Genomic DNA, 23,938 nt, shown 5'->3' with positions numbered 1-23,938 from the left:
CTCGCCCCACGCGCCACGCTCCACCCCCACCCTCAGCTCTCCACCTCTCCACCCTCGACCCCCGGGAGCCCGCGATGCTCTTCAACCCGCGTTCCTACGACCCCGCGCAGTTCGACGAGCCGACCCGCCGGCTGCTGCGCGCGACCGTCGACTGGTTCGAGTCGCGCGGCAAGAAGGCCCTGATCGACACCTACATCGATCGCAGCTGGTACGCCGACTTCCTCGAATTCGCCGCCAAGGAAGGCCTGTTCGCCGAGTTCCTGACGCCGTCCGCGGCCGACCCGGACAAGCGCTGGGACACTGCCAGGATCGCCGAGCTGAACGAGATCCTCGGCTTCTACGGCCTCGGCTACTGGTACACCTGGCAGGTCACCATCCTGGGCCTCGGCCCGGTCTGGCAGAGCGAGAACGAGGCCGTCCGGGCGCGCGCCGCCAAGCTCCTGAGCGAGGGCCACGTGATGGCGTTCGGGCTCTCCGAGCGCAGCCATGGCGCCGACATCTACTCGACCGACATGATCCTGACCCCGGACGGCGAGGGCGGCTTCACCGCCACCGGCTCCAAGTACTACATCGGCAACGGCAACGTCGCCGGCCTGGTCTCGGTGTTCGGCCGCCGCTCGGACGTCGAGGGGCCGGAGGGCTACGTCTTCTTCGCCGCCGACAGCCGCCACGAGGCGTACCACCTGGTCAAGAACGTCGTGAACGCCCAGATGTACGTCAGCGAGTTCCGGCTGGAGGCCTACCCGGTCCGCGCCGAGGACGTGCTGCACACCGGCAAGGCCGCCTTCGACGCCGCGCTGAACACCGTCAACGTCGGCAAGTTCAACCTCTGCACCGCCTCCGTGGGCATCTGCGAGCACGCGATGTACGAGGCCGTGACGCACGCCCACAACCGGGTGCTCTACGGCAAGAAGGTCACCGACTTCCCGCACGTGCGGCGGGAGTTGACCGACGCCTACGCGCGACTGGTGGCGATGAAGCTGTTCGCCGCCCGCTCGGTGGACTACTTCCGCACCGCCTCCCCCGAGGACCGCCGCTACCTGCTCTTCAACCCGATGACCAAGATGAAGGTCACCACCGAGGGCGAGAAGGTCATCGACCTGATGTGGGACGTCATCGCGGCCAAGGGCTTCGAGGCGGACACCTACTTCGACAAGGCCGCCAAGGACATCCGGGGCCTGCCGAAGCTGGAGGGCACCGTCCACGTCAACCTGGCGCTGATCCTCAAGTTCATGGCCAACTACCTGTTCGCCCCGGCCGAGTACCCCGCGGTGCCGACCCGCCGGGACGCCGCCGACGACGAGTTCCTGTTCCGGCAGGGCCCGGCCCGGGGCCTCGGCGCGATCCGCTTCCACGACTGGCGGACCGCCTACGACGCGCACGCGCACCTGCCGAACGTCGCCCGGTTCCGCGAGCAGGCCGACGGCTTCTGCGCGCTGCTGCTGGAGCACGCGCCGAGCGCCGAGCAGCAGGCGGACCTGGACTTCCTGCTGGAGATCGGCCAGCTGTTCGCGCTGATCGTCTACGGCCAGCTGGTGCTGGAGCAGGCCGAGCTCACCGGGCTGGACCAGGACCTGCTGGACCAGGTCTTCGACGCGCTGGTGCGGGACTTCTCCGCGCACGCCACCGAGCTGCACGGCAAGGCGTCCACCACCGAGGCGCAGGCGGCGTGGGCGCTGGCGCACGTCCGCCGCCCGGTCGCGGACGGCGAGCGGACGGCGAAGGTGTGGGGCATGGTCGAGGCGCTCTCCGGCGCGTACGAGATGGCCGAGTAGCCGCCCCACCCGTGGTGCGCCCTGGGGTGCCGGTCGGCGGACCGGCACCCCAGGAGTCGTTTCACCGACCGGTCGTCAGAAGGTGAGCTTCCAACTGTCGATGTAGCCGGTGTCCTGCGGCCCGACGTCCTGGACCTTGAGCTTCCAGGTGCCGTTGGCGGCCACGGCGGACGCGTTCACGGTGTAGGTGGTCTGCACATTGGGCGCGGAGTCGCTGCTGGAGGCCTTCAGGCGGTAGGACGTGCCGTTCGGCGCGACCAGGTCGATGACCAGGTCACCGCGGTAGCTGTGCTTGATGTCCACCCCGACCTGGAGCGCGGCCGGCGCGTTGCCGGTCCGGCCGGTGACGGTGACGGCGGAGGTGACCGCCGCGCCGTTGTCCGGGATCTGCACGTCGGCGGTGTTCTCGAAGACGGTGCCGGTGGGCGGGGTGGTGCTGCCGGCCGACAGGGTCCAGATCGCGTACGCGATGGCGTCGGTCATCCGGTCCAGCGCGGTGTCGTTGATGTTGGCGCTGGTGTCGCAGGAGGAGTGGTAGCAGCGGTCGAAGGGCTGGCCCGCCGTTCCGCCCCACTTCGCGGCCTGGGCGCTGGTCTTGGTGTAGTCGGCGCCGCTGAACAGGCCGCCGACCCGGATGCCCGCGTCCTGGAACGGGGCGTGGTCGGAGCGGCCGTCGCCCTCGAAGTCCTGCTCGGTGCTGATCCCGATACCGGCGAAGTAGTCGCGGAACAGGGCGTCGAGCGCGCTGTCGTAGCGGTAGGTGAAGTAGCCGGGGTTGGGCGAGCCGATCATGTCGAAGTTGAGGTAGGTGTCGATCTTCGAACGGTCGGCGGAGGACAGACTGTTGACGTAGTTCTTGGAGCCGATCATGCCGTACTCCTCGGCGCCCCACCAGCCGAACCGCAGGTGCTTGGAGGGCGTGAGACCGGCCCGGGAGACGGCGAGCGCGGTCTCCAGGATGCCGGCGGAGCCGGAGCCGTTGTCGTTGATGCCCGGCCCGCCGGTGACGGAGTCCAGGTGGGCGCCGGCCATCACGACGTGCGAGGTGTCGCCGCCGGGCCAGTCGGCTATCAGGTTGTAGCCGGTCGAGCCGTTGTAGCTGAAGGTCTTCAGCGCGGTGGTGTAGCCGGCGGCGTCCAGCTTGGCCTTCACATAGTCGATCGAGGCCTTGTAGCCGGTCCGGCCGTGGGCGCGGTTGCCGCCGTTGGCGGTGGCTATCGACTGGAGCTGGGCGAGGTGGGCCTTGACGTTGGCCACCGGGATGTCGGGGGCGGCGGCCGCGGCCGACGGGGCGGCGACGGGCGCCGCGGGAGCCGCGGCGGCGGCCGGGGTCAGGAGGGCGGCCGCGAGGGTGACGACGGCGGCGGCGGACAGGGCGGATCGGCGCAGGCGGGATCGCCTCGGGGCGCGCTCGGTCAATGGAGGCTCCGATATCTGATGGGGCAGAACGGAAGCGCGCCACTTCACGGGCGGAATCGGGGCATTGAGGGGGTGTGGGGCCGACGCCGCATCGCAAAGTTGACGCGACCATGATGATTGAGGGAAGCTCCGGCCCCGTCAAGAGGCAGCGGGCAGAAGAGCGGTTGTCAGCCGTCCGCCGTCGGGCGGTCCGACTCCACCGCCGGGTGGTCCGGGGTGCGGGGAAGCTCCGCGCGGACGAGGGCGCCGCCGTCGTGGTTGCCGGTGGTGAAACGGCCGCCCAGCTCCTCGGCCCGCTCGGCCATCGAACGCAGCCCCAGCCCCGAGCCGGCCCGGCGGGGCCCGTCGGCGCCCACCGGCACCGACCGGTCCGGGGGGAATCCCCGGCCGTCGTCCCAGACCTCGACCACCACCGCCTCCGGCCGCACCCGCAGCGTCAGCCGGGCCTGCCCGGCCGCCGAGTGGCGCAGCACGTTGTGCAGCGCCTCGCCGCTGATCCGCAGCGCCGCCACCTCCACCGCGGCCGCCAGCCCCGGCGGCGGGTCCGGGTCCAGCACCAGGGCGATCCGGACCCTCGGCCCGTCCAGCTCCGCGACCAGCCGCCGCAGCGCCACCGCGAGCCCCTCCCCCGCCAGCGCGGCGGGCGCCAACCCCTCGGTGATCCGCCGCAGTTCGTCGATCGCCTGCCCGATCCCCGCCGACACCGCCCGCAGCGAACGGGCCGCCGAGGAGCCCTCCGGCACGGTCGCCCTGGCGGTGTCGACACCCAGCCGCAGCCCGGAGAGGGTGGGCCCGAGCCCGTCGTGCAGGTCGTGCCGCAACCGGCGGCGCTCCTCCTCCCGGGCGAGCACGATCTGCCGCCGCCCGCGCTGGAGTTCCTCGTACATGCGCAGCGAGGCGATCGCGGGCGCGGCCTGGTCGGCGAGGAAGCGGAGCACCTCGTGGTCCTGGGCGTCCAGCTCCGGCTGCCCGGCCCGCGGCGGCGCGTAGAGGTCGCCGATCACCGCGCCCTCGTAACTGAGCGGGAACACCTGGCTGTTGGGGCCGACGGTGCCGACGGAGGCGAGTTCGTGCGGGCCGGTGCGGGTGTGCAGGACGACCCGGGCGCCGGGCAGACCGAGGGCGCCCACCACGGTGTCGCACAGCAGCGGCGGGGCGTCGGCCGGGCTGACGGCGCGACTCAGGCGTTCGGCGAGCGCCCGCACCACCTGGTAGGGGCGGGCCCGGTCGCCGTAGTAGAAGCGGTCGACGGCCCGCACGACCCAGCGGGTGGTCGGTCCCAGCAGTCCGCCGATGGCCAGCGCGCCGGCCGCCAGCAGTTGGGCGCCCGCGTTGCTGGCCGTCGGCAGGGCGCGGCGCAGCAGCAGGGCGATGCCGAGGTAGCCGGCGATCAGCAGGGCGATCAGCGCGAGGACGCTGAGCATCCGGCGGGTCGCCCGGTCGAGGTAGCGGGAGCGGTCCCGGGTGAACGCGTAGCCGACCGCGCCGAGCATCCACAGCGCGGACCCGGCGAAGTAGGCCACGGCCGCGACGCTCTCCGCGCTCCCCAGCTGCAGCGCGATGTTGGTCGTGACCAGCCACACCAGGTAGGGCACCAGCACGGCGGTGACGCTGCGGTGCGGCCGCGCGGAGCGGCGCCAGCGGACGGCGGCCACGGTCAGGCTGACGACGACGATGCCCCAGGCGACCAGGGTCGCGTGCCATTCGTCGATCGGCGCTCCGCCCGGGACGAGCACGTCACCGTAGTACGGCAGCCTTCTGCCGAGCCGCACGGCGCAGGCGTGCAGCGCGCTCCAGACGAGGACGGCGGCGACGAACGCGCGGCCCGGTCCGCCGGGCAGCCGTCCCTCGGGCAGCCAGAGCGGCAGGGCCAGGGAAACGAAGACGAACAGGGTGACGGAGGCGAGCAGCAGTGCGGCGCCGAGGGCCTGCGCCACCGGGCCGGCGTGGGCGGCGGCGCCCGCGAGGAGGACGAAGCGGGAGAGGCAGCCGCCGAGTCCGGCGGCCAGCAGGCAGCGGCCGAGGCTGCGGCCGACCGGGGCCCCGGCCGGGGCGGGTTCGGCGCCGGGGGCGGCGCCGCCGGCGGAGGCCCGGGCGGGCGCCGGTCCGTCGACGCCCGGTTCGTCGGTTCGAGGTCCGTCGACGCCCGGTCCGTCGGCTCCCGGTCCGTCGGCTCCCGGTCCGGAGCGGTGGGCGAGGATGAGCAGCCCGGAGAGCGCAAACGCGAAACCGAGCAGGACGGTCTCGCCGTCGTGGAGGTAGTACGGCACGGCCCAGGCGGCGTCCTGGTGGGTGACGGCGAGCAGCACCCAGCCGAATCCGCTGAGCAGGGTCACCGCGCAGGCCCAGGCCGCCGGGGTGAGGCCGCTCCGCCGGGGCGGTGCGGCCGGGCGGCCCGGTCGGGGGGCCGACGGCTGCCGGCGCGCGGGCGCGGCGGGCCCGCGGGGCGCGGTGGGTGCGGCGCTGTGCCCGGTCCCGGTGGTGGCCGAGGTCGCGGCCGGTTCGCTCATGAGAGCCTCCTCTCCCGCATCCTCGGCGGCCCGGCGTCCCGGGGGCGCGGGACGGCGGTCCGGTCCCGGTCCCGACCGCGCCCGGCGGGGACCGCCGTCGCCCGGTCAGCTGTCGCCGAGGCCCATGTCCCTGGCCCGGGCCACGGCCTCGGCCCGGGTGGCGACGTGCAGCTTCTCGAAGATGTGGGTGACGTGGTTGCGCACCGTCTTCTCCGCGACCACCAGCTCGCGGGCGATCCGGCGGTTGTCCAGCCCCCGGGCCACCAGGTCCAGCACCTCCGCCTCGCGGGCGGTGAGCGCCGGGAAGAGCTGCCCGGCCTCCCGCACCCGCGCGCCGGCCAGCAGGGTGGTGATCCGCTCGGCCACGTCGGCGCCGAACACCGCGCCACCGGCCGCGACCGTCCGCACCGCGTGCAGCACCTCCTCCCGGCCCGCGCCCTTCACCAGGTAGCCCCGGGCCCCCGCCTGGAGCGCGGCGAGCAGGCTCCCGTCGTCGTCCGCCATGGTGAGCATCAGCACCGGCGGGGCCGGCCGGTCGGCGGCGAGCCGGCGGGTGGCCTCCAGTCCGGAGCCGTCCGGCAGGGAGAGGTCCATGACGACCATGTCCGGACGGTGGCGGGCGACCGCCTCCGGCACGTCGCCCACGCGCTCGGCCTCGGCGACGACGACGATGCCCTCGGCGCTCTCCAGGGCGGCCCGCAGCCCCTCCCGGAACAGCGGGTGGTCGTCGACGATCAGGACCCGCACGGGTGCGGCCGACGGCTCCCCGTCCGGTCGCGGTCCCCCGGCCCGGGGGTCTTCGGCGGGCTGCTCTTCATCCACCTGGCCGACACTACCAGCGATGCCGGTGTGACCTTCCGTGATCGTGGGACGGCGCTGCCGGGCCGAACGAGACCGCTGCCCCATGTGCCCGGGACGGCGGGCGGCCGAGACTGGGAGGAACGCGCCCGACGCGGCGGCCGGCCCCCCGGCGGACCCCACCCCTCATCCGTCCCTAGGCGGTGCCATGACCACGGTGACCCCTCTCCCGCGCCTGCCGCGTACGCCCGCCGGGGCCCCGCCGCGCCGGTCGCCCGACCGGCTCCGGCTCACCGGGGCCGCGGCGCTCACCGTGCTCTGCCTGGCGGTCGCCGCGCTGTGGGCCTGCTACGTGCTGGTCCACCTCGACGCGCCCGGGGTGGCGGACCCCCGGGACCAGCTCGCGATCCTGGTCTACGCGCTGCCCACCGCCGCCGCGGGCATGCTGCTGCACGCCCACCGTCCGGGAAATCCACTCGGTTGGGTGATGCTCGTCTACGCGCTGACGTCGATGCTGCCGAGCGCGGCCGCCGCGCCCGTCTGGGTCGAGGTCTCCGACCCGGGGCTCGTCGGCGCGGCCGCCGTGGTGCGCGCGGTGTGCGACACGGTGAGCGGGACGCTGTTCTACGTCCTGCCGCTCTGGCTGCCGGCCGGACGGCTCACCACCCGCAGGTGGTGGTGGTACATCGGCGCCGTCACCCTCTGGGTGCTGCCGGACGCGATGTCCTTCCTGGACCACGAGAAGGTGTTCGGCCGCGCCAACCCGCTCGCCGACAGCGCCGTCGCCAACGCCTTCGGCTCGGTGTCGGACCACCTCGACCGCTTCTACGACCCGGTCAACTACCTGCTGATCGGCATCGCGGCCGCCGTGCTGCTGGTCCGGCTGCTCCGCCGGAGCGCGCCCCGCCACCGCGCCCACCTGGCCGGCATGCTCGGCGCCTACCTGCTCTGGGCCGGCATGCAGGACTACTACACCCGGCGGTTCCGGTACGAGTACTGGCTGAGCTACTCGCTGTTCACGGCGGCGGGCGCGGTGTGGGCGGTCGCGGTGGCGTTCCTGGTGGTCCGGGACGGCGGGTGGCGGCTGGACCGGGCCGCCCGGTCCGTGCTCAGCGGGCTGCTGCTCGCCGCCGGGCTCACCGTGCTGTTCGTGGTCTGCGCGACGGTGCTGTCGGGCTGGCTGGTGCCCGGCCGCGGCGGCGCCGCCCTGCTGCTGAGCGCCCTGCTCCTGGCCCTGGGCGCGGGCCTGCCCCGGGCCGCCCGACGGGCCGTGGGCCTGGTGGACCGGCTCTACTACGGCGAACGCGCCCAGCCCTACCAGGTGCTCCGCACCCTGGCCGGGCAGGTCCGGCAGGTCGTCGACCCGGAGCGGCTGCCGGCCGCGCTCTGCGGCACCGTCGCCGAGGAACTGCGGCTGCCGGGTGTGGCGTTGGCCGTCACCACCCGGGCCGGACGTCGCCCGCTGGCCGCCGTGGGGCGTCTCGACGGGCCGGTCCAGAGCTTCGCGCTGGTCCACCACGGCACGACGATCGGGGAGTTGACCGTCGGACTGCGGGCGGGCGAGGAGCGGCTCGACCCCAGCGACGTCGACATCCTGCGCTCGCTGGCGGACCAGGCCTCGCCGGCCGTCGCCTCGCTGCGGCTCCAGGAGGACCTCCAGGCCGGCCGGGAACAGATCGTCGCGGCGCGGGAGGAGGAACGGCGGTGGCTGCGCCGGGACATCCACGACGGCCTCGGACCGGCGCTGGCGGGTCTGCGGCTGCGGGTCGACAACGCGGCCTCGGCCGCTTCCACCCCTGGGAGAGGCACCGACGCGCTGGCTCCGACGTTGGAGGGCATCTCCGGCGACCTGGCGCTGACGATCAAGGAGGTGCGGCGGATCACGGACCGGCTCGGGCCCGCGCCGCTGGGCGAGTTCGGCCTCACCCGGGCCGTCGAGCACCTGGCGGCCACCTTCAGCAGCGACAGCCTGACCGTCAGCACCGCGCTGCGGCCGGACCCGCTGCCGGAACTGCCCGCCGCCGTCGAGGTGGCCGCGTACCGGATCACCGCCGAGGCGCTGAACAACGTGCTCCGCCACGCCCGCGCCCATCACGCCCGGGTGACCCTCCGGGTGGACGAGGCGAACCTCGTGCTGACCGTCCAGGACGACGGCATCGGCCAGGGCGGTCCGGCGGGACCCGACACGTACCCCGGCGCCGTCGAACCGGGCCCCGCCGACGCCGGACCGACTGACGGGGTCGGGCTGCGGTCGATGTCGGACCGCGCGGCCGAGGTCGGCGGCCGCTGCACCGTCGGCCGGCTCGCCCGCACCAGAGGCACCCGGGTGCTCGCCGTCCTCCCCCGCCACCCCTTCCGAAGCCCCCGGCCCGGTGCCTGAACGTGCCCGTGCCCCCCGCGCGGTGAGGCACGGGGGGCACGGGCGACGGGGACGGTACCGGGTGGGAGCCGTGTGGACGGGGTCAGCTCTTGCAGTCCTTCTCGCCCGGCTTGCAGCGGCGCGCGGTGGCCTTGCCGGTCCCGCCGGCGGGCGCCGTCCCTCCGGCGGGCGCCGCCTCGGCCGGCGCGCCGAGGGCGCTCCTGACGACCACGGTGGCTGTGACGATGCAGACGACCACGGATGCGACGCCGAACGTCTTCGTTCTCGTGTTCCTTGCCATGAGTGGTGCTCCAGACTTCTTTCCCCTCGAACGGTCCGACCGATCGACCGCTCCGCCCTCCACTCTGGTCGGCGGCGCGCCCCGGGCACATGGGACTGCCGTCCCGTTCCGGTCCCAGGACCGGTGCGCGGGTACGAAGACCCGGCCCCCGCCGGGGTGGCGGGGGCCGGGGAACGGAGTGGTCGTGGTCGGGCGGCGGGGCGGCGACGGGACCGGTCATGGCCGGCTGCGCCGTTCGGCCCGGCGCCGGGCCAGGGAGTTCCTGGTCGCGGCGGTGCGGCGCGGCGCGTCCAGCGCGAGGCAGAGCACCTCGGCGCCGAGCGGACCGGCCTCCAGCCGGAGCGGACAGCCCCGGGGCGCCAGCAGCAGGTCGCCGTCGACGGCCAGGTGGTCCGGCTCGTCGGCGGTCCGGCCGACGAGCAGCGAGCCGCGCACCACGAACAGGACGGTCTCGCCGTCGGGCCGTCCCGGCAGCGCGTGCTGCGCGCCGGGGCTGAGCCGCAGGTGGTCGAAGGTCTCGCAGGCACTGGTGAGCATGGACCGGCGGGCCAGGCAGCGGACGCGGACGCGTTCGCCGTTCGGGCCGAGGAGGACGGTGGCCGAGGCGGTGGCGGTGGTGACGATCATCGTGACTCGCCTCCCTTGGGGCTCGGAGGGGTCTCGGGGCGGTCGGGGGTGTTGGGGCGCTCGGGGCTCCGGGGGGTGTCGGCGGCGCCGTCCGAACCGGCCGGGGGCCGGGCGGGCGGGGCCTCGGTGCTCGGCCGCTCGGCGGACGGGCCTTCGGGGGACGGGCCTTCGGCGGGTCGGCGCTCGGTGGTCGGGCGCTCCGCCGCCGGGTGGGCGGTGGCACCGCCCGGGCGGCCGGTGACGGCGAGGATCGCGTGGAAGTACTCGAGCCCGGCGGTGCCGGCCGTGAGCACGGTGCGCGCGCCGAGCGGCAGGGTCAGGGCGGTGCCCTCGACCAGCGGGAGTCCGGAGTCGGCGACCGTCGAAGCGTCGGCCCCGGGCACCGTGGCGGTGCCCGAACCGGCCGTGATGTAGAGGGCGCGTTCGACGCCCTCGGCGGCGACCTCGACGCTGCGGCCCGGGTCGAGCCACTGCAGTCCGACGGCGCGGAGCGGTCCGGTCAGCACCCGGGTGGGGTCGACGGCGCCGCGTCGGCGGAGGTCGGTGATGACGGTGCCCGTCATGACGGGAACTCCTTCTGCTGAACTGCGGTCCCTGCTGGGCCGCTTCTGGTCTCCACGCTGCTGCGCCCGCCGTCCCGGCCGCACGGGGACCCGGTCCCGTCCTGCTCCCGACCGGCGACCGGGCGCCCGTCCCCCCGGTCCGGGGGTGCGACCGGGCCGGTCCGGGCAGCCCGGCTGTGCGGCACGGTGACCCGGCCCGCCCGGCCCGCCCGGTCGGCCCGGTCGGCCCGGTCGGCCCGGTCGGCCCGGTCGGCCAGATCGCCCGCGGCGGCCCGCAGGACCGCGCCGTCCACCGGGGTCAGCAGCCGTCCGTCCGCGCAGTACGGACGTCCCAGGTCGGCCAGGAGCAGCAGGCCGGGCCGGGTGGTGGCGACGGCCGCGGCGGCGAGCCGGTCGAGGTCCGCTCCGGCGGGCAGGGCGGTCGCGGAGCCGTTCCGGGCGAGCAGGTCCCGGTGGGCCCGGCCGGTCGGGCGGGCGGCCAGGCCGAGCCGGGCCGCCACGGCGGCGGCGAGCAGCAGGCCCAGGGCGTCGGCGTCGCCGGGTGCGAGGGCGGGGCCGAGCGTCGCCCGCACGGCGGCGGCGAGGCTGCGGCCGTAGCCGAGGGCGAGGGCGGGGCCGGTCTCGTCCGGGTCGAAGCCGACCAGGGCGGACCGGGCGTCGGCGCACAGGGCGAGCAGCGCGGTCAGGGTCCGCGCGTCGTGGCGGGCCCCGGGCGTGAGCAGACCCGCGAGCGCCGGGCCGTGGGCCGGGCAGACGGCGAGCACGTGCCGGACGACGGCGACGAGCCCGGCCCGGGTCCGTGCGGCGGGCCCGGCGGCGAGCAGGTCGGACCGGACCCAGGCCAGGGCGGCCGGGACCGGACGGTGCAGGGTGAGGGCGGGACCGCAGGCGGCGGCGAGGTCGGTCGGTACCCGGACGGCGGCCGGGACCGCGCAGGCGCGTTCGCCTCCGACGGCGATGACCGTGCCGTCGGGGAGGGCCTCGGCGTCCGCCCGGCCGCCGGTGGCCGCCCCGCCGTAGGTGGCCGCGGCCGTGGTCCCGGGCCGCGCGCGGAGTTCGTGCAGGACGGTGGGCGCCCGGGCCCCGGCGAGCGACCGGACGCGGGCCACCTGACCCCGGGGCGCGGTGCCGTCGGTGACGAGGACGAACCGTCGGGCCTCGAACCCGGCGATCAGCTCGCCCAGTTCGCCCCAGGAGTGCTCGCCTTCACGGACCGCGAGGGTGAGGTGCGCGGCACCGGCCTGGATCCGGCGGTCCAACCGGGCAGTGCGACGCATGGGGGGCCTCCTCCCGTTCGGGGTCGGAGGCCCAGCGTGTCCCGCCCGTCGCCCCGGGCGCCTGAGCCCCGGGGCCCGTCCGTGCCCCGGCCGCCGGGCGGGACGCCCGGGCCGTCGGGGCGTGGTGGCGGGTGTACGTCCGCCGTCAGCCGTTGAGTGCCGGCGCCGCGGCCGTCACCGCCGACCAGGCGCGCAACCACCCCGCCGCGCCGACGAGTTCGCGCCCGCCCAGGTCGTCGACGAGCACCCCCGCGCCGATCCCGGACGGCAGCGGCAGCCACCGCCCTCCGTCGCGGCGCCGAACGGTGTCGGCGAGCGCCTCGCCGAGCGCGATCGACTCCAGCAACGGGTGCCGGACCGGCAGTTCGAGCCGTCGCATCAGCCGGAGGATCCGTTCGGTCTGCTCCGCGTCGACCAGGCCGCGCCGCCGGGCGACCACCGTGCTCAGCGCCATCTCGACGCAGACCGCCTCGCCGTGCAGCAGCTCCGGCAGCGCGCGCGTCTCCAGCGTCGGGCTGAGGATGTGCCCGAAGTGCCCGCCGTCGGACGTGCCGTCGTCGAACGACGTCCCCCCGACGACGCGCGCGAGCACGGCGGTGCCGACACCGGCGGCCTGGAACCGGGTGTCGAGCAGGTCCCGGCCGCGCCGCTCCAGCAGCCCGAACAGGTCCGCGTCCGCGATCAGCGCGACCTTGAGGACCTCGGCGAGGCCGCTGGCGACCTGGCGGCGCCCCAGGGTGACGAGGAAGGCCGGGTCGACCAGCGTCTCGGCCTCGGGGCGGTGGGCGAGCAGGCCGTGCAGGGTGGTGGGGATCCGCACGAACGGCGTGGAGCGGCGGTAGAGGGTGCAGGCGAGCCCGACGACCTCGGCGAGCACGCCGCCGCCGACCGCCAGCACCGGGGCGCCCCGGCGGGAGATCCCGAAGGAGTCCATCCGGTCGGCGACCTGGAACACCGCGTCCATGGTCTTCACCTGTTCGTGGACGGGCAGCACCAGCGTCTCGTGGTCGACGCCGCGGGCGTCGAGGTAGTGGTGGAGCCGGTCGCCGTGCAGCTCGTGCACCCGGGCGTCGACCACGACGAGCCGGCGCCCGGGCGGGCCGCCGGCCAGGGCGAGCGCCGGGTTGCCCGGATCCAGCAGGCCGGGCACGAAGCGGAGCCCCGGGCGGGCGGGGCCTCCGGACGTGGCAGGTGGTGCCGGGAGCGACCCCACGGGGGCGGGGCCGTCCTGGGTTCGGGATCGGGTTCGGGTTCGGGTTCGGGGGACGTTCACGGGTCGGCTCCTTCGAGCGGGACGGGACGGCGCGGGGAGGGCGCGGACGGACGCGGAGAACGCGGAGGACGGCCCGGTGGGCGAGGGAGGGCCCACCGGGCAGCTGTCCCCACGGTGCCGCGCCCGCCGTCCCGGACGCACGGGTGGACGGCCCCATCCGCGTCCCGACCCGGCGCGGGACCGCGCCCGCCGACAGCCGTCCCGCGCCCCGCCCCGGGCCCACGCGCGACGCCGGGTCCGTCCGGCCGCCCCGGCGCGTACGGTGGAACGGAGAGGCCGTACCCATGCCCGCCACCCGCACCCGCTTCACCGACCGCACCGACGCCGGCCACCGGCTGGCCGCCCGGCTCGCCCACCTGCGCGGGCCCGGCACCGTGGTGGTCGCCCTGCCGCGCGGCGGGGTGCCGGTGGCCGCCGAGGTGGCCGCCGCGCTCACCGCACCGCTGGACATCTGCGTCATCCGCAAACTGGGCCTCCCCCACCAGCCGGAGCTGGGGATGGGCGCGATCGGCGAGGACGGGGTGCGGGTGCTCAACGACCAGGTGCTGCGTCCCGCGCGGGTCACCCCGGGGCAGCTGGCCGCCGTGGAGGCCCGCGAACGGGCGGAGCTGGAACGCCGGGCCCGCCGCTACCGGGGCGACCGGCCGCCGGTCGACCTGCGCGGACGGACGGTGGTCGTGGTCGACGACGGCGTGGCGACCGGTTCGACCGCGCGCGCCGCCTGCCTGATCGTGCGGGCGCGCGGCGCCCGGCGGGTGGTGCTCGCCGTACCGGTGGCGCCGGAGGACTGGACGGAGCGGCTGGGCGATGTCGCGGACGAGCTGGTCTGCGTCGCCACGCCCTCGCCGTTCTTCGCGATCGGCGAGTTCTACGCCGACTTCTCGCAGACCGGGGACGCCGAGGTGCTGCGCCACCTCGCCCAGGCCGCGGGCAGGCCCGTCCCCGGGGGCGGACCTCCCGCCGCCGACCGCGAGCTGACCGTCCGCGCCGCCGGGGTCCGGCTGACCGGTCGGCTGACCGTGCCCGACGGCGCCCGCGGCACGGTGGTGTTCGCGCACGGCAGCGGCAGCGGTCGGCACAGCCCGCGCAACCGCCGGGTGGCCGAGGAGCTGAACCGCGCCGGGCTGGCCACCTTCCTGTTCGACCTGCTCACCGAGGACGAGGAGCCGGACCGGCAGAACGTCTTCGACATCGCCCTGCTCGGCGCCCGGCTGACCGACGTCGCCCGCGCCCTGCCCTCGGACCCCGCGCTCGGACCGTCCGCGGGCCCCGCGCTCCCCCTCGGCCTGTTCGGCGCGAGCACCGGTGCCGCGGCCGCGCTGTGGACGGCCGCGCGGCTCGGCGACGGAGTGGCCGCGGTGGTCTCCCGGGGCGGGCGGCCGGACCTCGCCGGGGCCCGGGTGCTGGCCGCCGTGACCGCGCCGACCCTGCTGGTCGTCGGCGGCCGGGACCACGAGGTGATCGATCTGAACCGGCGGGCGCGCGAGCACCTGCGCTGCGAGAGTGAACTCGCGGTGGTCCCGCACGCCGGTCATCTCTTCGAGGAGCCCGGCACGCTGGACCGGGTCGCCGAGCTGGCCCGGGGCTGGTTCCGCGAGCATTTCGGCGCGGACCGGGGAGGCGCACCGCCCTGACCACCGGCCCCGTCGTCCCGCGCCGGCCCGTGCCGGCCCGGCGTCGGCCTGTCGGTGGCCTGTCGGTGGCCGTTACGCAGAAGCCGTGAAACACCACTGATCCACCGAGCATTCTGCACAGCCCGGTCAGCGATTTCCTGATCACCTTGTACACATTGAACAGTGAAAACCCGACCTGTTGCCCAACCACCCCGACTGGAGCAAGCTCAGCGCTCAACCGCCCGCGCAGCCTTGCCCACCCCCTCAGCGGCGCGGCCGCCACCAGCGGATGCCTCAACGCCGAGGCCTCAATGTGGAGGAACGACCGATGACCCCGCAGACCCACGCCCTTGAGCTGACCCCCGAGGAGCGCGAGGCCGGTCTCGACGCCGAGCAGCTGCGCCGCCTCGTCGGCCTCGTCGAGCACGACCCCGCCAGCGACCCGTTCCCGGTCACCGCGCAGGACGCCGTCGTGTTCGTGGTCGGCAACGCCACCCAGACGGCCCAGTTCTACCAGGTCGTCTTCGGCATGGAGCTGGTCGCCTACTCCGGCCCCGAGACCGGCCGCCGCGACCGCAAGGCCTATGTGCTGCGCTCCGGCTCCTGCCGCTTCGTGATCAAGGGCGGTGTCTCCCCGGACAGCCCGCTGCTGGACCACCACCGCCGCCACGGCGACGGCGTCGTCGACCTGGCGATGGAGGTGCCGGACGTGGACAAGTGCATCGCGCACGCCCGCGCCCAGGGCGCCACGATCCTGGAGGAGCCGAACGACGTCTCCGACGAGCACGGCACCGTCCGCCGCGCCGCGATCGCCACCTACGGCGAGACCCGCCACACCCTCGTCGACCGCTCCCGCTACACCGGCCCCTACCTGCCGGGCTACATCGTCGCCGAGAGCCGGGTGAAGCACCCCGAGGGCTCGCCGCGCCGCCTGTTCCAGGCGCTGGACCACGCGGTCGGCAACGTCGAGCTCGGCAAGATGGACGAGTGGGTCGCGTTCTACAACAAGGTCATGGGCTTCGTGAACATGGCCGAGTTCGTGGGCGACGACATCGCCACCGACTACTCCGCGCTGATGTCCAAGGTCGTCGCCAGCGGCAACCACCGGGTAAAGTTCCCGCTCAACGAGCCGGCCATCGCCAAGAAGAAGTCGCAGATCGACGAGTACCTGGAGTTCTACACCGGCCCGGGCTGCCAGCACATGGCGCTGGCCACCAACGACATCCTCACCACCGTCGACGTGCTGCGGGCCCGGGGCATCGAGTTCCTCAACACCCCCGACTCGTACTACGACGACCCCGCGCTGCGCGAGCGGATCGGCCACGTCCGGGTGCCGATCGAGGAGCTGAAGAAGCGCGGCATCCTGGTCGACCGCGACGAGGACGGCTACCTGCTGCAGATCTTCACCAAGCCCATCGGCGACCGCCCGACCGTCTTCTACGAGTTCATCGAGCGGCATGGTTCGCTGGGCTTCGGGAAGGGCAACTTCAAGGCGCTCTTCCAGGCCATCGAGCGCGAGCAGGACGCCCGCGGCAACCTCTGAGGCCGGCCCCGCCCCGCGGGCGACAGGCCCACGGGCAACAGCCCACGGGCGACAGCCCCGCGGGCGACAGGGCACCGCTGGAGCCGTACGAAGGTCTGGGCCCCGGAGGGTCCGGGAGGAGCAGGGACGATGGCGCACTACCGTCAGCTGGGCAGCATCCCGCCCAAGCGGCACACGCAGCACCGCACGCCCGAAGGCGGGCTGTACTACGAGGAGTTGATGGGCGAGGAGGGGTTCTCCTCGGACTCCTCGCTGCTCTACCACCGGGGCATCCCCTCGGCCGTGGTGAACGCGGTCGCGTGGGAGCTGCCCGACCAGTCGACGGTCGCCAACCACCCCCTGCTCCCCCGGCACCTCAAGCTGCACGAGCTGTTCGCGGGCCAGGAGTGGAAGTCCGCGGACGTCGTCAGCAGCCGCCGGCTCGTCCTCGGCAACGGCGACGTGCGGATCTCGTACGTCGCCGCCGGGGCGCCGAGCGAGCTGTACCGCAACGGGCTCGGCGACGAGTGCGTGTACGTGGAGTCCGGCTCCGGCACCCTGGAGACGGTCTTCGGCACGCTGGAGGTCGGCCAGGGCGACTACGTGATCATCCCCCGGGCGACCACCCACCGCTGGGTGCCGACCGGCGAGGAGCCGCTGCGCGCCTACTGCATCGAGGCGAACAGCCACATCACCCCGGTCAAGCGCTTCCTCTCCAAGTACGGGCAGTTGCTGGAGCACGCGCCGTACTGCGAGCGGGACCTGCGCGCCCCGTCCGGCCCGCTGCTGGTGGACGGCACGGACGTCGACGTCCTGGTCAAGCACCGCGGCCCGAACGGCATCTCGGGCACCCGGTACACCGTGCCGCACCACCCGTTCGACGTGGTCGGCTGGGACGGCTGCCTGTACCCGTACGCGTTCAACATCAGCGACTACGAGCCGATCACCGGGCGGATCCACCAGCCGCCGCCGGCCCACCAGGTGTTCGAGGGCAACGGGTTCGTGATCTGCAACTTCGTTCCCCGCAAGGTGGACTACCACCCGCTGTCGATCCCGGTGCCGTACTACCACTCCAACGTGGACAGCGACGAGGTCATGTTCTACTGCGGCGGGGACTACGCGGCCCGCAAGGGCTCGGGCATCGCCCAGGGTTCGATCTCGCTGCACCCCGGCGGGCACACCCACGGCCCGCAGCCGGGCGCGTACGAGCGGTCGATCGGCGCGGAGTTCTTCGACGAGCTCGCGGTGATGGTGGACACCTTCCGCCCGCTGGAGCTGGGCGAGGGCGGCCGGGCCACCGAGGACCCGAACTACGCCTGGACCTGGGCCGGTCGGGGGCCGCAGTCGTGAGCACCACCCCTGCCACCCCCGCCGCCTCCTCGGCGGCCGCCGTCCCGCCGCTGTTCCAGGGGCTGTTCGACGACGCGGCGGTGTTCCCGCCCGGGAACCTGCCCGTCGCCGAGGCGGTGCCCGCGCACCTCGCGCACCGCGCCGCCCCCTACGCCGACGCCGTCGGCCCGCTGCTCTGCGGGGCGGGCCGGCTGGGCGAGTTGGCCGCCGCGGCGGACGCGGTGGACGCGGTGACGGGCGCCTCGGTGCCCGCGGCGGACGGCACTGCGGCGGACGGCACCGGCCCCCGGCTCCGGGTCGGCCTGGTGCTGCCGGGGGGCAGCTCCGAGCTCGGCCCGGCCCTCACCGCCGCCGCCCCGTTCGTGCTGGCCGGCGTCGAACTCGCCACCCGGGACGCCCGCGAGGCCGTCGCCGCGCTCGACCTGCTGCTGCCGCCGGACGTGCCCGCCGCCGTCGAGCTGCCGCGCGAACTGCTGCGCGGCGACGGGCTGGAGGAGGTCCTGGACGTCCTCGTCGACAGCCCGTACCGGGCCAAGTTCCGCACCGGCGGCGTGGTCGCCGGTGCCTTCCCGGACGAGGCCGAGCTCGCGGGCTTCCTCACCGGGTGCGCGCAGCGCGGCCTGCCCTACAAGTGCACCGCCGGGCTGCACCACGCCGTCCGTCACACCGACCCGGTGACCGGCTTCGAGCACCACGGGTTCCTGAACGTGCTCCTGGCCGCGGCGGAGACCGACCCGAAGGCGGCGGCCGAGATCCTGGCCGAGCGCTCCGGACCGGTGCTCGCCGAGGCCGTCCGCGCACTGACCGACCGTCAGGTGACGGTGATCCGCAACTCGTTCACCGCTTTCGGCACCTGTAGCATCGCCGAGCCCCTGGACGACCTGGCCGCCCTCGGCCTGCTGTCGCCCGACCTGACGCCCCAGGAGGACCGTTGACCACCCCCCGCAGCTGGCTCGCCCCCGCGAACGACTCGCCGTTCGGCGTGCACAACCTGCCGTACGGCGTCTTCACCGCGGCCGACCGGCCCGGCGTGCGACGGATCGGCGTCCGGATCGGCGACTTCGTCCTCGACGCGGGCGCCGCCGCCCGGGCCACCGGGGAGCCCTCGGTCCTGCTCGACGCGGACTCGCTCAACCCCCTGCTGGCGGCCGGCCGGCCGGTGTGGACCGAGGTCCGCGCCGCGCTGACCCGCTGGCTGACCGACGAGGCCCACCGGGACGCGCTCTCCCCGCTGCTGCTGCCGCTCGACGAGGTGGCGCTGCACCTGCCGTTCGAGGTGGCCGACTACGTCGACTTCTACGCCTCCGAGCACCACGCCACCAACCTGGGCAAGATCTTCCGCCCCGGCACGGAGCCGCTGACGCCCAACTGGAAGCACCTGCCGATCGGCTACCACGGCCGCTCCGGCACCGTGGTGGTGTCCGGCACCCCGGTGGGCCGCCCGCAGGGGCAGCGCAAGGCTCCGGCCGACGCCGTCCCGTCCTTCGGGCCGTCCCGCAAGCTGGACATCGAGGCCGAGGTCGGCTTCGTCGTCGGCGCGCCCTCGGTGCTGGGCGAGCCGGTCTCGCTGGACCGCTTCGACGAGCACGTCTTCGGCGTCTGCCTGGTCAACGACTGGTCCTCGCGGGACATCCAGGCCTGGGAGTACGTGCCGCTCGGCCCGTTCCTCGGCAAGTCCTTCGCCACCTCCGTCTCGCCGTGGATCGTGCCGCTGGCCGCCCTGGAGCACGCCCGGGTCGCCCCGCCGGCCCGCGACGTCGAGCTGCTCCCCTACCTCGACGACCGGCCGGCCGACCGGCACTGGGGCCTGGACCTCGCCCTGGAGGTCCGACTGAACAGCCACCTGGTCTCCCGCCCGCCGTTCGCCTCGATGTACTGGACGGCTGCCCAACAGCTCGCCCACATGACGGTCAACGGCGCCTCGCTGCGCACCGGCGACCTCTTCGCCTCCGGCACCATCAGCGGCCCGGAGCCGGAGACCCGGGGCGCCCTGATCGAGCTGACCTGGAACGGCGAGAACCCGCTCAAGCTCCCCGACGGCACCACCCGCACCTTCCTGGAGGACGGCGACGAGGTGACCATCACCGCGACCGCCCCCGGCCCGGACGGCACCGTCGTCGGCTTCGGCGAGGTCACCGGCCGCATCACCCCCTGACCCGGCGGGGCCACCACCCGAGCCCCGCCGCGGCACCACCCGCAGTACCCGCACCACCCGCACGACGGAGGGCGGCACCGGTCAGCACCGGTGCCGCCCTCCGTGCTTGCGGACCGGCCGGGGCCCGAAGGTACGGTGGCAGCGCGGATCTTGACCGCACGGATCTTGACCGCACGGACCGGGCGACGACGGACGGAGTGGGGACGATGGGCAACGAGGTGCTGGTCCGGCGGGACGGCGGGGTGGGGCGGATCGTGCTCGACCGGCCCCGGGCGCTCAACTCGCTGACGCACGGCATGGTGCTGGACGTGCGGGCCGCGCTGGACGCGTGGGCCGGGGACGACGCGGTGCGGGTGGTGGTGCTGACCGGCGCCGGGGAGCGCGGCCTGTGCGCGGGCGGCGACATCCGGATGTTCCACGACGACGCCAAGCTCGGCGGGGCCGGGACGCGCGCGTTCCTCCGCGACGAGTACCGGCTGAACGAGCTGATCTCCCGCTACCCGAAGCCGTACGTGGCCGTGATGGACGGCATCACCATGGGTGGCGGCGTCGGCGTCTCCGCCCACGGCTCGGTGCGGATCGTCACCGAGCGTTCGGTGGTGGCCCTGCCCGAGACCCGGATCGGCCTGGTACCGGACGTCGGTGGCAGCCGGCTGCTGTCCCGCGCGCCCGGCGAGCTGGGCACCCACCTGGGGCTGAGCGCCGCCTCGATGACGCCCGGCGACGCGCTGCTGTGCGGGTTCGCCGACCACTTCGTGCCCTCGGCGAAGCTGCCGGAGCTGCTGGCGGAGCTCGACGGCCCGCTTCCGGTGGCGGAGGTCGTCGCCCGGTACGCGGAGCCGGCTCCGGCTGCGCCGCTCGCGGAGCAGCTCGCGTGGATCGACGCCTGCTACGCGGCCGACAGCGTGGAGGAGATCGTGGCCCGGCTGGTGGCCAGCGGCGTGCCGGAGGCCAAGCAGGCCGCCGAGGAGCTCGCCGAGCGGTCGCCGACGATGCTCAAGGTCACGCTGAGCGCGCTGCGCCGGGCCCGGTCGCACGGCTCGCTCGCGGAGAGCCTGACGCAGGAGTACCGGGTGTCCTGCGCGGCGGTCGCCCACCACGACCTGGTGGAGGGCATCCGGGCGCAGGTGGTCGACAAGGACCGGAACCCGCGCTGGTCGCCGGCGACGCTCGCGGAGGTCGACGAGCGGGCGGTGGCCGCGTTCTTCGAGCCCCCGGCCGACGGTGACCTCGACCTGCGGCTCGGCTGACCGGTCCCGTGCGGGCGGTCGACCTGCTGACCGGGTGACGACCGTCTCGCGGATCGAGACTGGCGCGAGGCGGCCCGTTTCGGAGATCGTTGGACGGTCCTGGGCGCCCCGAGCGGGGCCGAGCAGCGGAAAGGGAGTCAACGGCGATGACCGAGACCTACGAGACGATCCTGGTGGACCGCAAGGGCCGGGTCGGGCTGATCACGCTCAACCGGCCGGAGGCGCTGAACGCGCTCAACACCACGCTGATGAACGAGGTCGTGGCCGCCGCCACCGCGTTCGACCGTGACCCGGAGATCGGCTGTCTGGTGATCACCGGCTCGGAGAAGGCGTTCGCGGCGGGCGCGGACATCAAGGAGATGCAGGGCAACCGCTTCCCGGACGTCTACCTGGACGACTGGCTCGGCCCGTGGGACCGCCTCGGCGCGCTGCGCAAGCCGGTGGTCGCGGCGGTGTCCGGCTTCGCCCTGGGCGGCGGCTGCGAACTGGCGATGCTCTGCGACATCCTGATCGCGGCGGACACCGCGAAGTTCGGCCAGCCGGAGATCAAGCTCGGCGTCATCCCGGGCATCGGCGGCTCGCAGCGCCTCACCCGCGCCGTCGGCAAGGCCAAGGCCATGGAGCTGTGCCTGACCGGCCGGATGATGGGCGCCGAGGAGGCCGAGCGGGCCGGCCTGGTCTCCCGGATCGTCCCCGCCGACCAGCTGCTGGCGGAGGCCCTCGCCACCGCCGAGAAGGTCGCCGCGATGTCCACCCCGGCCTCGATCATGATGAAGGAATCGGTCAACCGCGCCTTCGAGACCACCCTCGCCGAGGGCGTCCGCTTCGAACGCCGCCTCTTCCACGCCGCCTTCGCCACCGCCGACCAGAAGGAAGGCATGGCCGCCTTCGCCGAGAAGCGCCCGGCGGAGTTCAAGCACCGCTGACGCGACACCGGTCGGCTTGGGCCCCTTCGTCCTCCGGGCGAAGGGGCCCGTTTGCTGGTCAGTCCCACCTCCGCACGGGCCGGTTGGGCTCGTCGAGCCAGGGTCCCTGCCCCTCGGCCCAGACCGTCCACCCGAACCGCTCAGGCCCGGGCCTCCCCTGCTCCTCCCACCAGCGATGGGCCGCCTCCACCTCGTCCCAGAGCCGACGCGGGCCGTACTGCCGCACCCGTCCCTCGGGATCGACGGCGGCCCAGCAACGAGCGTCGGTGGTCGCCGCCCAGAGGCGGGCGGCGCCCTCCTCCCACGCGGTCCACACATCGCCGAGGCGGAGGCCGAGGGCGAACCGGGCCTCCCATCGGTCCCCGGTGACGCGCTGGGGGTCGAGAGACGTCCGGCTCTCCTCGGGTACGTGGTTGTCCCTCACCACATCGCGGAAGATCCGCAGATCCTGACGCTGGGTGCGCATCAGCATGAAGGCCGAGTGCGGGCTGAACCGGCCCTCCGCGTACTCACGTCCGACGGTGAGCCTCAGCAGCCCCCAGCAGATCATCGGGTTGTCCCACGGCGTGAGGACGATGCCACCGGGCTCGGTCTGCTCGATCCACGCCCACGGCACCCGACGGACCGAGCAGGTCGAGAGGATCCGGTCGTACGGCGCCCGGCGCCTCCAGCCGTCGGCACCGTCGCCGTGGACCACCTCGGCGCCGAGGCCGGCCGCGTTCAGGGACGCCCACGCCTGCCGGGCGACCTCCGCGTCGATCTCCACCGAGACGACGCTCCCGGGCCCGAGCCGGTGCGCGAGCAGCGCGGCGTTCCAGCCGGTGCCGGTGCCGATCTCCAGCACCCGCATGCCCGGCCGGACGTCGAGGTCCCGGAGCATCCGCACGACGATCGAGGGCGCCGAGGCGGAGGACGAGGGCCAGGGGTCGGAGGACTCCCGACCGTCGTTGACCTGGGTGACGATCGGCACGTCGGCGTAGGCCGCCTCGAACCAGCGCCGGTCGTCGCTGCCGAGGTCGCACGGCTCATAGCCGCCGTCGCCGTCCGCCAGCCAGACCCGGTCGGGGAGGAAGCGGTGGCGCGGCACCGCCTCGACCGCCTCCCGCCACTCGGAGGGGACGGGGCCGCCGAGCACTTCGCCGACGGCCCGGAGCAGGCCGCGCACCGCGGCCTGCTCCGGTCGATGCACGGAGTCCGTCACTTCTTGTCGTCGTCCTTCCGGTGCTTGGGCTCGGGCATCGGCCGCGAGCCGTCGGGCGACGGCTTGGCGGTACCGGGGTCCTTCTTGCCCCCGTGCTTGCCGTTGCTGTCCTTGTCGGTTCCCCAGGCCATGCTTCCTCCTTGCGAGTTGGGACGGTTGCGGGTTGGGTGACGGCTACCGGTCCGGCGGCCGAGGTGTGGGCGGGTTCGCAGGCTTGGGCCGGGGCGGCTTCGGGTCCGTGGCGGACATGGCGAGGCTCCTTTCGACTTGCGGAAGTGCCGGTCTTGATTCGCTGCCTGTGCCGCCGATCCGGCGGCACAGGCAGCATTCAGCGGGAGCGGTCGATCAACACCAAGGCTGCGGCGAGAACATGGAAAGCCGCTGCCAGCGAGACCCCGTATGCGGCCCAGACTCGGGTGGGATCAGATTCAGGAGACGAGCCGTCGGGATCGAGATCGTCGTCCGGCAACTGCAGGCTCACCGCGCGATCGTCAGATCGGCATGCACGATCTTCCCTGCCGGCTCAACGGTCGCGCCCCACCGGCCGCAGGTGAGGCGATCCACCAGGGCCAGGCCCCGGTGGCACTCCTCGTCGGCGGAGGCGCGGATCAGCACCGGCAGAATGCACGAGCCGTCGCGCACCGCAATCCGAACCGCGTTCTGCGAGACATGCCGAACGGACACCGTCATCTGCTGCCCGCACCCGGTCTTCGCGGCATTGGTCACTAGCTCACTGGTAATCAGCACACCGGAATCGATCAACCGGCCCAGCCCCCACCCGGCCAGTGTGTCCCGAACGAAGCGACGAGCTCGACCCGCCGACTCCGGCAGGTAGGGCAACAAGATCTCGGCCTCCGACGGGACAACGCTCGGTTCGGCGCCAGTCGGCGCATGAGTCTCCATCAGGAACTTCTGCATGGGAGCTCCAAGGGGTTGGCCCATGTGGCCATCTCCTCTAGATGAGGTACTGCCATGCACTCATGTACAAGAGTGCATGGCAGAAGAGTGCCCGACTCCTA

21 protein-coding genes are annotated in these 23,938 nt (G+C 74.4%); 9 read left to right on the top strand and 12 right to left on the bottom strand.

The genetic code is table 11. From position 1 onward, the window contains the following. Positions 1 to 74 precede the first annotated feature (74 nt). Positions 75 to 1,775, top strand: a complete 1,701-nt coding sequence (locus ACW14Y_RS31520) for an acyl-CoA dehydrogenase family protein (protein WP_380304486.1) — start codon at positions 75 to 77, stop codon at positions 1,773 to 1,775. Positions 1,776 to 1,850: 75 nt separating this feature from the next. Here the strand turns inward: ACW14Y_RS31520 and ACW14Y_RS31515 are convergent, their stop codons facing one another. The 3 genes from ACW14Y_RS31515 to ACW14Y_RS31505 form a co-directional block, all read right to left on the bottom strand. Continuing rightward, on the bottom strand, positions 1,851 to 3,194 hold the full coding sequence (locus tag ACW14Y_RS31515) for a M28 family metallopeptidase (RefSeq protein ID WP_380384536.1): 1,344 nt from the start codon (positions 3,192 to 3,194) through the stop codon (positions 1,851 to 1,853). A gap of 167 nt (positions 3,195 to 3,361) precedes the next feature. Beyond that, positions 3,362 to 5,704, bottom strand: coding sequence for a sensor histidine kinase (locus tag ACW14Y_RS31510; protein ID WP_456984284.1), 2,343 nt, complete (start codon positions 5,702 to 5,704; stop codon positions 3,362 to 3,364). 105 nt (positions 5,705 to 5,809) lie between these two features. Next, complete coding sequence (locus ACW14Y_RS31505) at positions 5,810 to 6,451, bottom strand: response regulator (RefSeq protein WP_380304516.1); 642 nt, start codon at positions 6,449 to 6,451, stop codon at positions 5,810 to 5,812. A gap of 259 nt (positions 6,452 to 6,710) precedes the next feature. Between ACW14Y_RS31505 and ACW14Y_RS31500 the strand changes: the two genes are divergently transcribed. After that, positions 6,711 to 8,882, top strand: coding sequence for an ATP-binding protein (locus tag ACW14Y_RS31500; protein ID WP_456984283.1), 2,172 nt, complete (start codon positions 6,711 to 6,713; stop codon positions 8,880 to 8,882). Between the two features lie 82 nt (positions 8,883 to 8,964). On the opposite strand, the gene ACW14Y_RS31495 is transcribed toward ACW14Y_RS31500, so the two are convergent. From ACW14Y_RS31495 to ACW14Y_RS31475, 5 genes are all read right to left on the bottom strand, one after another. Continuing rightward, the gene (locus ACW14Y_RS31495) at positions 8,965 to 9,162 is read right to left on the bottom strand and encodes a hypothetical protein (protein WP_380304494.1); all 198 of its coding nucleotides are present in this window, start codon (positions 9,160 to 9,162) and stop codon (positions 8,965 to 8,967) included. A gap of 216 nt (positions 9,163 to 9,378) precedes the next feature. Next, the gene (locus ACW14Y_RS31490) at positions 9,379 to 9,789 is read right to left on the bottom strand and encodes a pirin family protein (protein ID WP_380304496.1); all 411 of its coding nucleotides are present in this window, start codon (positions 9,787 to 9,789) and stop codon (positions 9,379 to 9,381) included. Continuing rightward, positions 9,786 to 10,352, bottom strand: a complete 567-nt coding sequence (locus ACW14Y_RS31485) for a hypothetical protein (protein ID WP_456984281.1) — start codon at positions 10,350 to 10,352, stop codon at positions 9,786 to 9,788. The genes ACW14Y_RS31490 and ACW14Y_RS31485 overlap by 4 nt, the downstream gene beginning before the upstream one ends. Continuing rightward, positions 10,349 to 11,629: a hypothetical protein gene (locus ACW14Y_RS31480; RefSeq protein WP_456984280.1), complete on the bottom strand. Its 1,281-nt coding sequence runs from the start codon at positions 11,627 to 11,629 to the stop codon at positions 10,349 to 10,351. The genes ACW14Y_RS31485 and ACW14Y_RS31480 overlap by 4 nt, the downstream gene beginning before the upstream one ends. Positions 11,630 to 11,774: 145 nt before the next feature. After that, positions 11,775 to 12,779 (bottom strand): 3-dehydroquinate synthase family protein, encoded by a 1,005-nt coding sequence (locus ACW14Y_RS31475; protein ID WP_456984278.1) that lies wholly within the window; start codon positions 12,777 to 12,779, stop codon positions 11,775 to 11,777. Between the two features lie 407 nt (positions 12,780 to 13,186). Between ACW14Y_RS31475 and ACW14Y_RS31470 the strand changes: the two genes are divergently transcribed. The 7 genes from ACW14Y_RS31470 to ACW14Y_RS31440 all read left to right on the top strand — a co-directional run bounded on the left by ACW14Y_RS31470 (position 13,187) and on the right by ACW14Y_RS31440 (position 21,718). After that, a complete protein-coding gene (locus ACW14Y_RS31470; RefSeq protein WP_380304504.1) occupies positions 13,187 to 14,536 on the top strand; it encodes a phosphoribosyltransferase family protein in 1,350 nt (449 codons plus the stop codon). Positions 14,537 to 14,843: 307 nt separating this feature from the next. Beyond that, on the top strand, positions 14,844 to 16,058 hold the full coding sequence (hppD, locus tag ACW14Y_RS31465; protein ID WP_266273659.1) for a 4-hydroxyphenylpyruvate dioxygenase: 1,215 nt from the start codon (positions 14,844 to 14,846) through the stop codon (positions 16,056 to 16,058). 129 nt (positions 16,059 to 16,187) lie between these two features. Further along, positions 16,188 to 17,387 carry a cupin domain-containing protein gene (locus tag ACW14Y_RS31460; protein WP_456984277.1) on the top strand — a complete coding sequence of 400 codons (1,200 nt, stop codon included), beginning with the start codon at positions 16,188 to 16,190 and terminating at the stop codon, positions 17,385 to 17,387. Next, complete coding sequence (locus tag ACW14Y_RS31455; protein WP_456984274.1) at positions 17,384 to 18,322, top strand: hypothetical protein; 939 nt, start codon at positions 17,384 to 17,386, stop codon at positions 18,320 to 18,322. Before ACW14Y_RS31460 ends, ACW14Y_RS31455 begins: the two co-directional genes overlap by 4 nt. Next, positions 18,319 to 19,542, top strand: a complete 1,224-nt coding sequence (gene fahA / locus ACW14Y_RS31450; RefSeq protein WP_380304508.1) for a fumarylacetoacetase — start codon at positions 18,319 to 18,321, stop codon at positions 19,540 to 19,542. The genes ACW14Y_RS31455 and fahA overlap by 4 nt, the downstream gene beginning before the upstream one ends. Positions 19,543 to 19,748: 206 nt before the next feature. Next, on the top strand, positions 19,749 to 20,792 hold the full coding sequence (locus tag ACW14Y_RS31445; protein ID WP_456984272.1) for an enoyl-CoA hydratase/isomerase family protein: 1,044 nt from the start codon (positions 19,749 to 19,751) through the stop codon (positions 20,790 to 20,792). A 146-nt stretch (positions 20,793 to 20,938) separates the two neighbouring features. After that, a complete protein-coding gene (locus ACW14Y_RS31440; RefSeq protein ID WP_030391862.1) occupies positions 20,939 to 21,718 on the top strand; it encodes an enoyl-CoA hydratase in 780 nt (259 codons plus the stop codon). A gap of 58 nt (positions 21,719 to 21,776) precedes the next feature. Here ACW14Y_RS31440 and ACW14Y_RS31435 read toward each other — a convergent pair whose 3' ends face one another. The 4 genes from ACW14Y_RS31435 to ACW14Y_RS31420 form a co-directional block, all read right to left on the bottom strand. Continuing rightward, positions 21,777 to 22,919, bottom strand: a complete 1,143-nt coding sequence (locus ACW14Y_RS31435) for a methyltransferase domain-containing protein (RefSeq protein ID WP_456984270.1) — start codon at positions 22,917 to 22,919, stop codon at positions 21,777 to 21,779. Further along, on the bottom strand, positions 22,916 to 23,050 hold the full coding sequence (locus tag ACW14Y_RS31430; RefSeq protein WP_286163382.1) for a hypothetical protein: 135 nt from the start codon (positions 23,048 to 23,050) through the stop codon (positions 22,916 to 22,918). Before ACW14Y_RS31430 ends, ACW14Y_RS31435 begins: the two co-directional genes overlap by 4 nt. Positions 23,051 to 23,247: 197 nt before the next feature. Then, entirely contained in the window at positions 23,248 to 23,400 is a 153-nt protein-coding gene (locus ACW14Y_RS31425; protein ID WP_402721876.1) for a hypothetical protein, read from the bottom strand. Beyond that, positions 23,397 to 23,837, bottom strand: a complete 441-nt coding sequence (locus ACW14Y_RS31420; RefSeq protein WP_402721877.1) for an ATP-binding protein — start codon at positions 23,835 to 23,837, stop codon at positions 23,397 to 23,399. The genes ACW14Y_RS31425 and ACW14Y_RS31420 overlap by 4 nt, the downstream gene beginning before the upstream one ends. Positions 23,838 to 23,938: the final 101 nt, after the last annotated feature.

Source organism: Kitasatospora sp. cg17-2 (genome assembly GCF_054031055.1).
This window is presented reverse-complemented; position numbering and strand designations above follow the sequence as displayed.

Coding starts and splice junctions, on each gene's coding strand:
- ACW14Y_RS31490 (WP_380304496.1), bottom strand. CDS start 9,789: ATGATCGTCACCACCGCCACCGCCTCGGCCACCGTCCTCCTCGGCCCG.
- ACW14Y_RS31500 (WP_456984283.1), top strand. CDS start 6,711: ATGACCACGGTGACCCCTCTCCCGCGCCTGCCGCGTACGCCCGCCGGG.
- ACW14Y_RS31440 (WP_030391862.1), top strand. CDS start 20,939: ATGACCGAGACCTACGAGACGATCCTGGTGGACCGCAAGGGCCGGGTC.
- ACW14Y_RS31480 (WP_456984280.1), bottom strand. CDS start 11,629: ATGCGTCGCACTGCCCGGTTGGACCGCCGGATCCAGGCCGGTGCCGCG.
- ACW14Y_RS31510 (WP_456984284.1), bottom strand. CDS start 5,704: ATGAGCGAACCGGCCGCGACCTCGGCCACCACCGGGACCGGGCACAGC.
- ACW14Y_RS31485 (WP_456984281.1), bottom strand. CDS start 10,352: ATGACGGGCACCGTCATCACCGACCTCCGCCGACGCGGCGCCGTCGAC.
- ACW14Y_RS31495 (WP_380304494.1), bottom strand. CDS start 9,162: ATGGCAAGGAACACGAGAACGAAGACGTTCGGCGTCGCATCCGTGGTC.
- hppD (WP_266273659.1), top strand. CDS start 14,844: ATGACCCCGCAGACCCACGCCCTTGAGCTGACCCCCGAGGAGCGCGAG.
- ACW14Y_RS31520 (WP_380304486.1), top strand. CDS start 75: ATGCTCTTCAACCCGCGTTCCTACGACCCCGCGCAGTTCGACGAGCCG.
- ACW14Y_RS31470 (WP_380304504.1), top strand. CDS start 13,187: ATGCCCGCCACCCGCACCCGCTTCACCGACCGCACCGACGCCGGCCAC.
- ACW14Y_RS31460 (WP_456984277.1), top strand. CDS start 16,188: ATGGCGCACTACCGTCAGCTGGGCAGCATCCCGCCCAAGCGGCACACG.
- ACW14Y_RS31430 (WP_286163382.1), bottom strand. CDS start 23,050: ATGGCCTGGGGAACCGACAAGGACAGCAACGGCAAGCACGGGGGCAAG.
- ACW14Y_RS31445 (WP_456984272.1), top strand. CDS start 19,749: ATGGGCAACGAGGTGCTGGTCCGGCGGGACGGCGGGGTGGGGCGGATC.
- ACW14Y_RS31420 (WP_402721877.1), bottom strand. CDS start 23,837: ATGCAGAAGTTCCTGATGGAGACTCATGCGCCGACTGGCGCCGAACCG.